The organism is Nonomuraea sp. NPDC049309 (assembly GCF_043196965.1).
Taxonomy (GTDB): domain Bacteria; phylum Actinomycetota; class Actinomycetes; order Streptosporangiales; family Streptosporangiaceae; genus Nonomuraea; species Nonomuraea fastidiosa.
Genome location: NZ_JBICSH010000003.1, coordinates 878,184 through 891,339 on the forward strand (window position 1 = coordinate 878,184; position 13,156 = coordinate 891,339).

General features: G+C 69.1%; 12 protein-coding genes. 9 read left to right on the top strand and 3 right to left on the bottom strand.

Going from position 1 to position 13,156, the window contains the following annotated elements:
• Positions 1-6: 6 nt before the first annotated feature.
• Genes ACGFIM_RS24635 through ACGFIM_RS24645 form a run of 3 tightly spaced genes read left to right on the top strand, consistent with a single transcriptional unit; the run spans position 7 to position 2,681 of the window.
• Positions 7-873 (top strand): ABC transporter permease, encoded by an 867-nt coding sequence (locus ACGFIM_RS24635; RefSeq protein WP_393203958.1) that lies wholly within the window; start codon positions 7-9, stop codon positions 871-873.
• Entirely contained in the window at positions 866-1,645 is a 780-nt protein-coding gene (locus ACGFIM_RS24640; RefSeq protein WP_393203960.1) for an ABC transporter permease, read from the top strand. The genes ACGFIM_RS24635 and ACGFIM_RS24640 overlap by 8 nt, the downstream gene beginning before the upstream one ends.
• Entirely contained in the window at positions 1,632-2,681 is a 1,050-nt protein-coding gene (locus tag ACGFIM_RS24645; RefSeq protein WP_393203962.1) for an ABC transporter ATP-binding protein, read from the top strand. The genes ACGFIM_RS24640 and ACGFIM_RS24645 overlap by 14 nt, the downstream gene beginning before the upstream one ends.
• On the opposite strand, the gene ACGFIM_RS24650 is transcribed toward ACGFIM_RS24645, so the two are convergent.
• Positions 2,675-3,280: a TetR/AcrR family transcriptional regulator gene (locus ACGFIM_RS24650; protein WP_393203964.1), complete on the bottom strand. Its 606-nt coding sequence runs from the start codon at positions 3,278-3,280 to the stop codon at positions 2,675-2,677. The genes ACGFIM_RS24645 and ACGFIM_RS24650 overlap by 7 nt on opposite strands.
• A 126-nt stretch (positions 3,281-3,406) precedes the next feature.
• Between ACGFIM_RS24650 and ACGFIM_RS24655 the strand changes: the two genes are divergently transcribed.
• The 6 genes from ACGFIM_RS24655 (at position 3,407) to ACGFIM_RS24680 (ending at position 10,920) form a co-directional block, all read left to right on the top strand.
• Complete coding sequence (locus tag ACGFIM_RS24655; RefSeq protein WP_393203966.1) at positions 3,407-4,672, top strand: glycosyltransferase; 1,266 nt, start codon at positions 3,407-3,409, stop codon at positions 4,670-4,672.
• A gap of 27 nt (positions 4,673-4,699) precedes the next feature.
• Entirely contained in the window at positions 4,700-6,097 is a 1,398-nt protein-coding gene (locus ACGFIM_RS24660) for an aminobutyraldehyde dehydrogenase (protein ID WP_393203968.1), read from the top strand.
• 176 nt (positions 6,098-6,273) lie between these two features.
• The gene (locus tag ACGFIM_RS24665) at positions 6,274-9,513 is read left to right on the top strand and encodes a nitrate- and nitrite sensing domain-containing protein (RefSeq protein WP_393203970.1); all 3,240 of its coding nucleotides are present in this window, start codon (positions 6,274-6,276) and stop codon (positions 9,511-9,513) included.
• 5 nt (positions 9,514-9,518) lie between these two features.
• Positions 9,519-9,932 carry a roadblock/LC7 domain-containing protein gene (locus ACGFIM_RS24670; RefSeq protein ID WP_201760494.1) on the top strand — a complete coding sequence of 138 codons (414 nt, stop codon included), beginning with the start codon at positions 9,519-9,521 and terminating at the stop codon, positions 9,930-9,932.
• Between the two features lie 21 nt (positions 9,933-9,953).
• Complete coding sequence (locus ACGFIM_RS24675) at positions 9,954-10,361, top strand: DUF742 domain-containing protein (RefSeq protein WP_245956307.1); 408 nt, start codon at positions 9,954-9,956, stop codon at positions 10,359-10,361.
• A 28-nt stretch (positions 10,362-10,389) separates the two neighbouring features.
• Positions 10,390-10,920 carry an ATP/GTP-binding protein gene (locus tag ACGFIM_RS24680; RefSeq protein ID WP_393203973.1) on the top strand — a complete coding sequence of 177 codons (531 nt, stop codon included), beginning with the start codon at positions 10,390-10,392 and terminating at the stop codon, positions 10,918-10,920.
• Between the two features lie 61 nt (positions 10,921-10,981).
• Here ACGFIM_RS24680 and ACGFIM_RS24685 read toward each other — a convergent pair whose 3' ends face one another.
• Both ACGFIM_RS24685 and ACGFIM_RS24690 read right to left on the bottom strand, forming a co-directional pair.
• Positions 10,982-11,752: an ABC transporter ATP-binding protein gene (locus tag ACGFIM_RS24685; protein ID WP_393203975.1), complete on the bottom strand. Its 771-nt coding sequence runs from the start codon at positions 11,750-11,752 to the stop codon at positions 10,982-10,984.
• Between the two features lie 161 nt (positions 11,753-11,913).
• Positions 11,914-13,137 carry a flavin-dependent oxidoreductase gene (locus ACGFIM_RS24690; protein WP_393204188.1) on the bottom strand — a complete coding sequence of 408 codons (1,224 nt, stop codon included), beginning with the start codon at positions 13,135-13,137 and terminating at the stop codon, positions 11,914-11,916.
• Between the last annotated feature and the right edge of the window lie 19 nt (positions 13,138-13,156).

Below are 13,156 nucleotides of genomic sequence, written 5' to 3' on the forward strand. Positions count from 1 at the left end.
GTCGTAGTGGAACCACAGGTCAAGACCCGGCCGGCGTCCCGAGCGCGAGGGCGCCGGCTGGGTGCGTTCGTATTCCTGACGCCGGGGCTCACCTACCTGCTGGTGCTGATGCTGGTGCCGCTCGCACTGGTGCTCAGCTACACGGTCTTCCAGCGGGGACGCTTCGGCGGGGTCGTCTACGAGTTCACCACCGAGAACTTCAGCCGCCTGCTCGACCCGCTCTACTTCGACGTGGTCGTCCAGTCGCTGAAGATCGCGGTGCTGACGACCGTGATCGCGCTGCTGATCGGCTACCCGACGGCGTACCTGATCGCGCAGCTTCCGCGGAAGTGGAAGACGATCGCGCTGGTCGCCGTCGTGCTGCCGTTCTGGACGAACTTCATCATCCGCGTCTACGCGTGGATCATCCTGCTGAGCGGTCCCGGTCTGATCAACAGCGCGCTGAACGTCTTCGGCATCGAGCCGCTGGAGCTGCTCTACAACGACGGTGCGATCGTGACCGGATTGTTGTACTCGTACCTGCCGCTCATGGTGCTGCCGCTGTACGCCGCCATCGAGCGTCTCGACCCGCAGCTCCGCGAGGCGTCGGCCAACCTGGGCGCCTCGGCGTTCACCACGTTCAGGAAGGTCACGCTGCCCCTGACCCTGCCGGGCGTGCTGACCGGGAGCATGTTCGTGTTCGTGCCGAGCCTCGGGAACTTCGTCATCCCCGAGCTGCTCGGCGGCAGCAAGTCGATCATGGTGGGCAACCTCATCAGGCAGCAGTTCCTGACGGCGCGCGACTGGCCGTTCGGCTCGACGCTGGCGCTGGCGGTCATCGCGGTGCTGATCGTGCTGCTCATGATCCAGGCATGGGTGACGCGCCGTGCGTAGGTCCAAGCTCCTGTACGTGCCGTTCTGGGCCACGTACGTCTTCCTGTACCTGCCGATCGTCGTCCTGGTCGTGATGTCGTTCAACGCGGGCGACTCGGCCTACAGCTTCGACGGCTTCAGCTTCAAGTGGTACGGCGAGCTGGTCCGCGACGACCGGGTGCTCTCCGGTGTGGTGAACACGCTGATCGTGGCCGCCGGGTCCACGCTGATCGCCACCGTGCTCGGCACGCTGCTGGCGGTCGGCCTGGTCAGGTACACCAGGTCGAAGGTGCTCGAGGCGATCTCGCTGATGCCCGCCGTGCTGCCCGACCTGGTGATCGCCATCGGGCTGCTGCTGTTCTACGGGACGATCCAGCTCACGCTCGGCCTGTACTCGGCGGTGCTGGCGCACGGCGTGTTCTCGATGGCGTTCGTGGCGGCGGTGGTGCGCACCCGGCTGACGGGGGCGGACACCTCGCTGGAGGAGGCCTCGCGCGACCTCGGCGCGGGCCCGGTCACGACGTTCATGAAGATCACGCTGCCGCAGCTGATGCCGGGCATCGTGGCCGGCGCGCTGCTCGCGTTCACGCTGTCGCTGGACGAGTTCGTGATCGCGTACTTCACGATCGGCAACAGCGAGCAGACGCTGCCGATCGTCATCTACTCCATGATCAGATTCGGGGTCACTCCGAAGATCAACGCGCTGGCCGCGATCCTGCTCCTGGTGAGCTTCACCGCCGTGATCGCCGGGCAGCGCCTGACCAAGATCGGGGAATCGCGTGCTCAAGATTGACGGGATCACCCGGAGATTCGGCAGTGTCACCGCGCTGGACGACGTCTCGCTGGAGATCCGCCAGGGGGAGTTCTTCGCCCTGCTCGGCCCCTCCGGGTGTGGCAAGACCACGCTGCTGCGCATCATCGCGGGCTTCGAGACGCCCGACGCGGGCGGCGTCACGCTCGACGGCGAGGACCTGCTGGCCAAGCCGCCGAACAAGCGGCCGATCAGCATGATGTTCCAGTCGTACGCGCTGTTCCCGCACATGACCGTGGCCAAGAACGTCGCGTACGGGCTGGAGCGCGAGCGCCTGCCCCGCGCCGAGATCAAGCAGCGGGTCGGCGAGGTGCTGGAGACGGTCGGCCTGTCGGCGCACGCCTCGCGCAAGCCCGCCCAGCTCTCCGGCGGCCAGCGGCAGCGGGTCGCGCTGGCCCGCTCGATCGTCAAGCGGCCCCGGCTGCTGCTGCTCGACGAGCCGCTGTCGGCCCTCGACAAGAAGGTCCGCGCCGACATGCAGCTCGAGCTGAAGCGGCTGCAGAACGAGGTGGGCATCACGTTCGTGGTGGTGACCCACGACCAGGAGGAGGCCATGTCGCTCGCCGACCGCATCGCGGTCTTCGACAGCGGCAGGGTCTGCCAGGTGGACGAGCCGATCGCGCTCTACGAGCGGCCCCGCACGCCGTTCGTGGCCGGCTTCGTCGGCGCCAACAACCTCTTCGAGGGCACCGCCAGCGGCTCGGACGGCATCAAGAGCGAGGCGTTCGGCGCCCTCGCGGGTACGCCGATCGAGGAGCTGGAGGAGGGCGCGGGCGCGCTGCTCGCGGTCCGGCCCGAGAAGATCGAGCTGGCCGGCGAGGACGACGCCAGGGGCCTGCCCGGCACCGTGCTCGACGTCAGCTTCTTCGGCGGCGTCTCGCACCTGTCGATCGAGGTGAAGGACCACGACAAGCCGGTGCTGGCCGCCGTCCAGGGCGCCAGCACGATCAAGGCGGGCGCCAAGGTCAAGGTGTGCTGGAAGGCCGAGGACGCGGTCGTCATGGCGGCGGGTCAGTGAATGAGGTCGTTGCCCGTGGCCGCGCGGGCGTAGGAGAGGATCAGCTCGGCCGCCTCCTCCGGGCCGATCAGGGGATGCCTGGCGGTGATGCGGTAGCCGTAGGCGTCCTCCAGGGCCACCAGGTTGCGGGCGATCGTCAGCGAGTCGGCGCTGAGCCGGAACACGCCGATCGCCGCCCCGGTGTCCAGGATCGCCTGGTACATCGAGACCTGGCGGTCGTAGAGGGAGGTGAGCAGCACACCGTACACGCGGTTGCGGCCCGCGGCCCCGCCCAGCTCGTTGAGCAGGCGCACGTCGGGGTCGAGCGGCCCGGTGGGCAGCCCCGACCTGATCGTGACGACCAGTTTCTCGACCGGGTCGGTGAGGGTGGCGAGCCGGCGCAGGCGCTGCTCGTAGAAGCGCTCCATGCCGGCCTGCTGCGCCTCGACCAGCAGCTCGCTGAGGTCGGGGTAGTGGTACAGCACGGCGCCGGAGGTCAGCCCGGCCTCTTCGGCGACGTGCGAGAGCTGTACGCCGTCGATGCCGTGGCGGATGATGGCCCTGCGCGCGGCCTCGATCAAGTCGATGCGCCGATCACTGCGGCTCTTACGCTGAGCCACCCTCACCACCTTCACTCGTTAGGCCACTTTTCAGTTAGCCGTGACCATAGTGCCCTTAACTTGACCTTCACGCTAGATCCGTTTTTGAATTCACCTTCAAATTAACGAGTGTCCCCAGGAGTCTCGATGTCTCTCACGTTCCTGTTCATGCCGGAAAGCGCGTACGGACCGACCAACAACTGCATCGGCATCGGCGACATCCTGCGTAAGCGCGGTCACCGCGTCGTCTTCGCCGCCGAGGCGTCATGGAAGGGCAAGCTCGAGGCGCTCGGCTTCGAGGAGGACCTGGTCGACCTGGCCCCGCCGTCCGACGAGGAGCAGGACCCGGGCCAGTTCTGGAAGGACTTCATCCGCGACACCGCGCCGGAGTACCGCAAGAGCACCAAGGAGCAGCTCGAGACCGTCATCAAGCCCATCTGGGCCGAGCTGATCGACGGCGCGAAGTACTGCGAGCCGCAGCTCAAGGCCATCATCGAGCGGGTGAACCCGGACGTGATCATCGAGGACAACGTGCTGACGTTCCCCGCGCTGATCACCGCGGGCAAGAAGTTCGTCAGGATCGTCTCCTGCCAGCCGCTGGAGGTGCGCGGCCCGAACATCCCGCCGGTCTTCTCCGGCCTGCCCGCCGGTGACCGCTCGGAGTGGGACGCCTTCCGCGCCGAGTACGAGCGCACGCACCGCGAGCTGTGGACCGCCTGGAACGAGTGGTGCGTCGAGCAGGGCACCCCGCCGCTGCCCGACCTCGACTTCATCCACGAGGGCGACCTGAACCTCTACGTCTACCCGGAGATCCTCGACTACGTCGCCGACCGCCCCCTGGGCCCGACGTGGCACCGCCTGGACTCCTCGGTGCGCGAGACCGACGAGGACTTCACGCTGCCGTTCGAGCGCAACGAGCACGCGCTGATCTACTTCTCGCTCGGCTCGCTCGGCTCCGCCGACGTGGAGCTCATGCAGCGCGTGATCGATGTGCTGGGCACCACCCCCCACCAGTACATCGTCTCCAAGGGCCCGCTGCACGAGGAGATCAAGCTCCACGACAACATGTGGGGCGAGGAGTTCCTTCCGCAGACTAAGATCATCCCACTGTGTGACTTGGTCATCACCCATGGCGGCAACAACACGACCACCGAGGCGCTGCACTTCGGCAAGCCGATGATCCTGCTGCCGCTCTTCTGGGACCAGTACGACAACGCCCAGAGGGTCGATGAGCTCGGCTACGGTGTCAGGCTCTCCACCTACACCTTCGCCGACGAGGAACTCACAGGGGCGATCGCGAAGCTGCTCGGCGACACCGAGCTGCGGGCGCGCGTCGCCGCCGCGGGCGAGGAGATCCGGCGCCGTGACGGCCTGCGCAAGGCCGCCGACCTGATCGAGCAGCTCGCTCGATAGCACGACCTGAAAGTTGAAGTCTTCCTGATGCGCACACTGATCAACCCCGCCACCGGCCTCGCCTTCGCCGAGGTCCCCGACACGCCTGTGGAGGAGGTCGCCAAGGCCGTCGCCGCCGCGCGGGCCGCGTACGAGGAGTGGTCGCAGGCCACGCCCGCCGAGCGCGCCCGGGTGCTGCTGAAGGTGGCCGACCTGGTGGAGGCCGAGTCCGAGGAGCTGACCAGGCTGGAGGTCGAGGAGACGGGCAAGCCGGCCGCGGTCTTCCGCGACGGCGAACTGCCCTTCGCCGTCGACAACCTGCGTTTCTTCGCCGGGGCCGCCCGTTCCCTTGAGGGCACGGGCGCCGGGGTGTTCAGCGCCGGCTACACCTCGGTCCTGCTGCGCAGGCCCGTCGGTGTGGTGGGGTCGATCGCGCCGTGGAACTTCCCGTTCGTGATGGCGGTCTGGAAGGTCGGGCCCGCGGTCGCCGCGGGCAACGCCGTAGTGATCAAGCCGGCCCCCCAGACGCCCCGCACGACGCTGCGCCTGGCCGAGCTGTTCGCCGCGGCCGGCGCTCCCGAGGGCCTGGTACGCGTGATCACCGGCGACGCCGAGGTCGGCCAGGCCCTCGTCACCGATCCCGGCGTCGACATGGTCAGCGTCACCGGCTCCACCGAGACCGGCCGCGCGGTCATGACCGGCGCCGCGGCCACGCTCAAGCGGGTCCACCTCGAACTCGGCGGGAAGGCGCCGGCGCTGGTGTTCGAGGATGCCGACCTCGCGGAGATGGCCCGTGGCGTGGCCATGGGGGCCACGTACAACACCGGTCAGGACTGCACCGCCGCCACCCGCGTCTACATCGCCAGAGAGGTCTTCGGCGACGCGCTGGAGGCGCTCAAGGAGACCCTGGCCGGCATCACCGTCGGCGATCCCTGGGACCCGTCGACGGACATCGGCCCGCTGATCTCCGCCGCGCACCGCGACCGGGTGCACGGCTTCGTCGCGCGGGCCGGCGGGCGCATCCTGCACGGCGGCTCCCCAAGCGGGGGCTCCGGCTTTTTCTACCCGCCCACCCTTGTGACCGATATCGCACAGGCCAGCGAGATCGTCCAGGACGAGCTGTTCGGCCCGGTCCTCGTGGCGCTCCCCTTCGACGGCGAGGACGAAGCGGTCCGGCTGGCCAACGACACTAGATACGGTCTCGCCTCGTCGGTGTGGTCGCGTGACGTGGCTCGCGCGATGCGCGTGTCGCACCGGCTGGACGTGGGCGTGACCTGGGTCAACGACCATCTGCCCATCGCCAGCGAGGCGCCGCACGGCGGGGTGAAGGGCAGCGGGTTCGGCAAGGACATGAGCCAGGAGGCGGTGCAGGAGTACTCGGTGACGCGGCACCTGATGGTGAAGCACGCGGCACCGGCCGAGCGGGATTCGTTTCGGCCCGCCTGAAAACGTGGTGGCGCTATAGTGCCCAAAGTGCCTCTTTGGGCGCCTGAGATGGGATATGTTCGGTTGGCCGATCTGGTACGGGTTGTGTTCAAATTACCCGGCCGGACAGAATCCCATGCGCCACACGCGTGTCTGATTTTCTTCGAGCACGTACCGGCGAGAGGTTGCGAGACTCAGTGAGGACGAAAGACCCCAGGCACACCAGGCCAGGGGAGTACACAGGCGGACGGTTCCGGCTGGCGAACTGGCGTGTGCGCTCCAGGCTGGTCGCTCTGATCCTCATCCCCACCGTCGTGGGTGTGCTGCTCGCCGGCATCCAGCTGGCCGACGCCATCGGCACCAGCGCCGAGTACAAGCGGCTCACCCAGGTGGCCGAGCTGGTCCAGCGCGTCGGCGGGCTGAACCACGAGCTGGCCAGGGAGCGTACGCTCACCGCCTGGTACGTCGCCGACCGCCGCAGGAGCGGCCGCCTGGTGCAGCTCAAGACGCAGCGCCAGGCCACCGACGAGGCCAAGAAGCGGGTGCTGGCGGCCGCGTCCGCCATCGACGCCTCCCACTCCGCGCGCGTGCGCGAGGGCGTCAGGAACATGCGTCGCTGGCTGGAGGGCCTCGACAGCCTCCGCGAGTCGATGACCGGCAACGTCCCGCCCCGAGCCGTCATCGGCACCTACAGCACGATGATCGAGACGTTCTCCACCCTGCAGGGCGACCTCGGTGACGGCGTCGCCGACGACCGCCTGCAGGGTGACGTGGCCGCGCTCGGCTCGCTGCAGCGGATGAAGGAAGAGACCGCGCGCCAGCAGATCATCCTGATCAACATGATGACCCAGCAGAGCCAGCGGACCCGCAAGGTGGACAGCACCGACTGGGCGGACTTCCTCGGCTCCTGGGACAAGCAGCAGACCGAGCTGAGCTCGTTCGAGCAGGAGGCCGATCCGGCCGACCTCAAGAAGTACCGCGACACGGTCAAGGGCCCCGACGTCGACCTCGCCGACGCGATGCGGCAGCGCGCGCTCGCCCAGGTGAGCGCCACCAACCGCATCCGCGACCTCGACGTCACCACCAACCGCGACCTCAACGAGTGGTACGAGGTCACCACGACCGTCGCGAACGCGATGCGCAAGGTCGAGGAGGACCTCGCCACCAAGATCGTGACGACGACCACGGACCTGAGCTCGGCCGAGCAGCGCAACGCCATCATCTCCGGTGCGCTGATCCTGGTCCTGCTGCTCCTGGTCCTGATCATCACCACCCGCGTGGCCGGTTCGCTGGTCCGCCCGCTGCGCCGGCTGCGGGCCGAGGCGCTGCAGGTCGCCACGACCCGGCTGCCCGAGACCGTCCGCATGCTGCGCGAGCAGGGCGAGGGCGCCCAGGTGCCCGAGGCGCCCTCGGTCGGCATCAACACCCGTGACGAGATCGGTGAGGTGGCGCGGGCGTTCGACGAGGTCCACCGCGAGGCGATCCGCCTGGCGGGCGACGAGGCCAAGCTGCGCGCCAACGTCAACGCCATGTTCGTCAACCTCTCCCGCCGCAGCCAGACGCTGGTCGAGCGGCAGCTGCAGCTCATCGAGGGCCTGGAGCAGGGTGAGGAGGACGAGCAGCGGCTCGCGAACCTCTTCCGCCTGGACCACCTGGCCACCCGCATGCGGCGCAACAGCGAGAACCTGCTGGTTCTCGCCGGCCAGGAGGCCGCGCGCAAGTGGAGCGAGCCGGTTCCGCTGGTCGACATCGCCCGCGCCTCGCTGTCGGAGGTCGAGGGCTACGAACGGGTCCAGATCCAGATCCCGTCCGGCACCCAGATCGTCGGCGCCGCCGTCACCGACGCCGTCCACCTGCTCGCCGAGCTGATCGAGAACGCGATCTCCTTCTCTCCGCGCGAGAGCAAGGTCACCGTGACCAGCACGCCCACCGAGGGCGGCGTCCTGGTCACGATCAACGACCAGGGCATCGGCATGAGCCAGGAGGAGCTGGCCGAGGCCAACTGGCGCCTGGCCAACCCGCCGGTCGTGGACGTCTCCGTCTCCCGCCGCATGGGCCTGTTCGTCGTCGGCCGCCTGGCCCTGCGCCACGGCATCCGCGTCCAGCTCAGCCAGCGCGAGCACGGCGGCCTGAGCGCCCTGGTGATGATGCCCGACACGCTCATCAGCAACGGCACCGGCCAGCAGGGCGGCCAGTACGAGGCGTTCACCTCGTTCGACCCGAGCTCCTTCGGCCAGCCGTCGCGCAACGGCCACCCGTCGTTCGACGACGTGCCCGGCCAGGTCATGGACACCCAGTGGCCGGGGTCCGTGCCCCCGCCCGGCTCCGGCGGCGGCAACTGGCCGTCGTTCGGCGAGCAGTCGCCGTCCTTCCCCGATCCGGCGCCGTCCGCGTTCGGCGACCAGCCGTCGGTCTTCGGCGGCGAGCAGCCGTCCGGCGCCGGCGAGCCGCAGCGGGCCGACGAGCCCCGCTGGCCGTCGTTCGCCGACGAGCCTCCGGCCGTGCCGCAGCAGTCCGCCGGCGAGCCCCGCTGGCCCTCCTTCGCCGAGGAGACGCCGCAGCCCGCCGCGGAGCAGCAGTCGTTCGCGGAGAACCGGTGGCCCTCGTTCGCCGAGCAGCCACCGCCGCCGCAGAACGACGAGCCGCAGTGGCCGTCCTTCGCGACCGAGCCGCCGCAGCAGCAGGAGGAGGAGCCGCGCTGGTCGTCCTTCGCCGACCCGCTGCCGCGCAGGTCGCTGTTCGACGCGGGCGACCGGCCCAAGCCCCAGTTCGGCGAGGGCTACCGCTCGCCGTTCGCCGAGGAGCCCAAGCCGGCCGACCAGTTCGAGCAGAACGGCCACTCCTCCTACAACCCGTTCGGTCCCGGCGAGTACTCCTCCCAGGACATGACCGGTCCGCTCCCCGCGGTGCGCAACTCGCCGATGGACGAGCAGAACGAGGAGTACCTGCCGATCTTCTCGTCGGTCGGATCCGACTGGTTCCGCCGCCCCGACCCGGAGGTGCTTCAGCAGCGCTCCGAGCCGGAGCCCGAGTCCGATCCGGAGAGCACCGCGGTCCACCCGCCGGTGAGCGCCGACGGGCCGCCGCCGCAGGGCGCGGCTCAGGGCGGCACCGTGAGCAAGTCCGGGCTGCCGCAGCGCAAGCCGGGTGCGTCGGGCCTCAGCGCGTCGTGGTCGTCGCCCGCGGACTCCGGCTTCCAGGCCGCGCAGGCCGCCATCAAGCCGCAGATGGGCGGCGTGACGGCGTCGGGCCTGCCGCGGCGTGTCCCCAAGGCCAACCTGGTGCCCGGCACGGCTAGCCTGGCCGAGCCCCAGGCGACGTCACCGGCACCGCAGATCTCACCCGAGCGGTTGCGCAGCCGGCTCTCCAGCTTCCAGCAGGGTGTCCGGCAAGGCCGGGCGGTCACCCGCGGAGAAGTACACGAGGAGGACAAATGAGAGAAATGAGCCAGGGAGCGCGCGGCATCAGCTGGCTGATCACGGACTTCGTGAACAACGTGCCAGGCGTCGCCCACACGGTCGTGGTGTCGTCTGACGGGTTGCCACTGGCCTTCTCCGAGGGGTTCCCCAAGGACCGGGCCGACCAGCTGGCCGCCGTGGCCTCCGGCGTGATCAGCTTGACCCAGGGCGCCGCGCGGGTGTTCGAGGGCGGTATGGTGACCCAGACCGTTATCGAAATGCAGCGTGGGCTCTTGATGATCATGTCGATCAGTGACGGATCCTGCTTGGCCGTGCTGGCCGCTCCCGACTGCGACATGGGTCTGGTCGCGTACCAGATGACGTTGCTGGTCGAGCGGGCCGGTCAGGTGCTGACTCCGGCCGTACGCGCTGAGCTGCAAGCGGCCCGCCCCCGCTGAAACGGGCGGTGACAGGAGAACATGGTGTCAGGTCAGCAGGGTTGGGCTGGTGATAGTACTCCGCCGCATCCGGCGGCTCCCCGTCCGCAGAAGCCGAGCTCCCTGGTACGGCCCTATGCCGTGACCGGGGGGCGCACGGCGCCGCGGATGAAGTTCGCCATGGAGGCCCTCGTGTCCTCCGTGACGTCGGAATACCAAGACATTTCCCTACTAAGTCCGGAGTATCAGGCGATCATTCAGCTGACTCGGAACGTCCGGTCGGTTGCCGAGATCTCCGCCCTTTTACGCCAGCCTCTTGGCGTGGTCCGGGTGCTGATCGCCGACATGGCGTCGGAAGGCCTGATCCGCGTGCACCAGCCTGCGCTGGACGCGGGAAAGCCGGACCTCAACTTGCTCGAAAGGGTGCTCAGTGGACTTCGCAGGCTCTAGCCCCGGCCTAACCTCGACGAAGATCGTCGTGGCCGGGGGCTTCGGCGTGGGGAAGACGACGTTCGTGGGTGCGGTGTCGGAGATCCTGCCGCTCACCACGGAGGCGGTCATGACGGACGCCTCGGCGCACGTCGACGACGTCTCGCTCACGCCGAACAAGACGACCACGACCGTCGCGATGGACTTCGGCCGGGTCTCACTCGATCGTGACCTGATCCTCTATCTGTTCGGCACGCCCGGACAGCACCGATTCTGGTTCATGTGGGACGACCTCGTACGCGGCGCCATCGGCGCCGTCGTCCTCGTGGACACCCGCCGGCTCGCCGACAGCTTCCCCGCCATCGACTACTTCGAAGAGGCCAAGCTGCCGTTCGTGATCGGCGTCAACGGCTGGGACGGGCACTTCGCGCACGCCGAGGAGGAGATCAGAGAGGCGCTGTCGATCGGCGAGCACATCCCGATCGTGCGTCTCGACGCCCGGCAGCGCGAATCGGTCAAGGCCACCTTGATCACCTTGGTGGAGCACGCCCTGACCCGCCACATGCACTCGCCGGTCTGACACGCATGCGACGAGGTGCCGCCCGGGACGCCGGGCGGCACCTCGTTCGCGAGAACCCGCGCTAGACCGTGACGTGGCCGCGCACCAGGCGGCCGACCTCGGCGCGCAGGTGCACGAAGTCGGGGTGCTCGCGCGTGCTGATCTGGTCGCGCGGGGCGGGCAGGTCCACCTTCAGGTCGCCCACGACGTGCGCCGGCGCCTTGGACAGCACGACCACCCGGTCGCCCACGTAGACGCTCTCGTCGATGTCGTGGGTGATGAGCACGATCGTCATCTGGTGGTGGCCGCGCACCTTGAGCACCAGGTCCTCGAGGTCCTCCCTGGTCTGGGCGTCCACCGAGCCGAACGGCTCGTCCATGAGCAGCAGCGAGGGCCGGTAGGCCAGCGCGCGGGCGATCGCCACCCGCTGCTGCATGCCGCCGGAGAGCTGGAACGGGTATTTGCGCGCGGCGCCTTCGAGACCCACCTGCTCCAGGGCCTCCTGGGCGGCCTCGCGGCGCTGGCGCTTGTCCATGTTCTTGCGGCGCAGCGGCAACGCCACGTTGTCGGCGACCGACATCCAGGGGAACAGCGAGCGGCTGTAGTCCTGGAAGACCACGGCGAGGTTGTCGGGCGTCCGGCGGACCAGCTCGCCCTCGATCTTGACCTGCCCGCCGGTGGGGGTGATCAGGCCGGCGATGGAACGCAGCAGCGTGGACTTCCCGCAGCCCGACGGGCCGACGATGCAGAGCAGCTCGCCCGCGGCGACACTCAGGTCGAGTCCTTCGATGGCGTGGTGCGCGTTGGGAGTACCGCTGCCGTACACATGGGAAAGGTTCTCTATCTCGAGCAATGGATTTCCTTGGGGGGCGAGACCGCGGGCAGCGCGGCAACTCTTTCAGAGCCGGAAATGACTCTAGCCGAGCGGTAAATGCTGGACATGTCAGTCAGGTAAACCTATTCAGGGCGTGATCTTACTCTCGCGGGAACGTCACGGCCACGGGTGCCCGCCGTTCATACACTCCAGGACTCCCTTTCGTTCAGGGCGCGCACGTCGGCGTCGGAGATGCTCCGCTGCGCCTGCGCCATGGCGGCCAGCTCCTCCTCGCTCAGCACCTCGCGGATGTCACGGAACCCGTGGGGCGCGCGCTCGGTCACCAGCGTGATCGTCTCTTCGATGGGCAGCCTCCGATGCGCCAGCACCAGCGCCGACGTGGGCGGGCGCCGCTCCTCCTCGTACGCCGCCAGCCCGCGCTCGGGGTCGTCGTGCGTGGCCAGGCAGCGCGCCAGCACCCGCGCGTCGAGCACCGCCTGCGACCCGCCGTTCGACCCGATGGGGTACATCGGATGGGCGGCGTCGCCGAGCAGCGTCACCCGCCCGCGCCCCCATTGCGGCAGCGGATCGCGATCGACCATCGGATATTCGAGTATCCGGTCGGTGGCGGAGAGCAAAGCGCCGATGTCGGCCAGGCGATACGTCCATGACGCGAAATGCGCCGACACCTCCGCCGAACTTCCCGGGCGGTGCCAGTCGGCCTCGGAAACGACCCCGGGTTCGCCGATCTTCACCTCCGCGACCCAGTTGATCAGCCGCGGATTACGCACAGAGATGTGATAAGTGACGAATTTTCCGGCGCGGTTGGAGCCGCCCGCGAGCACGGTCGCGCCGTCCATGATCTGCTCGCCCTCGGCCACCCCGCGCCACATCCTGATGCCCGACCACAGCAGCGGCCCGCCGGACGGCCACAGCCGCTCGCGCACCGCCGACTGCACGCCGTCGGCGCCGACCAGCACGTCGGCGCGCTCCCGCACGAGCTCATCGCCGTCGCGCAGCGTGACGAGCACGCCGTCGCCGTCCTGCGCGAAGTCCTCGAACCTGACGCCCGTGCGCACCGGCACGCCCCGCTCCTTCACCGCGGCGAGCAGCGCGAGCTGCAGCTCTCCGCGGTGAATGCTGTACTGGGGCCACCGGTAGCCCGCCTTCCTGCCGCGCGGCAGCGCCAGGATGACGTTGCCGTGCCGGTCGGCGAAGGTCATGAACGTCGTCTCCACGCCCAGCCCGGCAAGCGCCTCGCCGAGGCCGAGCTCGGTCAGCTCGCGCACGGCGTGGGGCTGGAGGTTGATGCCCACGCCGAGCGGCCGCAGCGTGCGGGCCGCCTCCACCACCACGCACTCGAGCCCGGCGGCGTGCAGGCTGAGTGCAGCGCTGAGGCCTCCGATGCCGCCACCCACGATCATCGTCCGCACGGCAGGGACT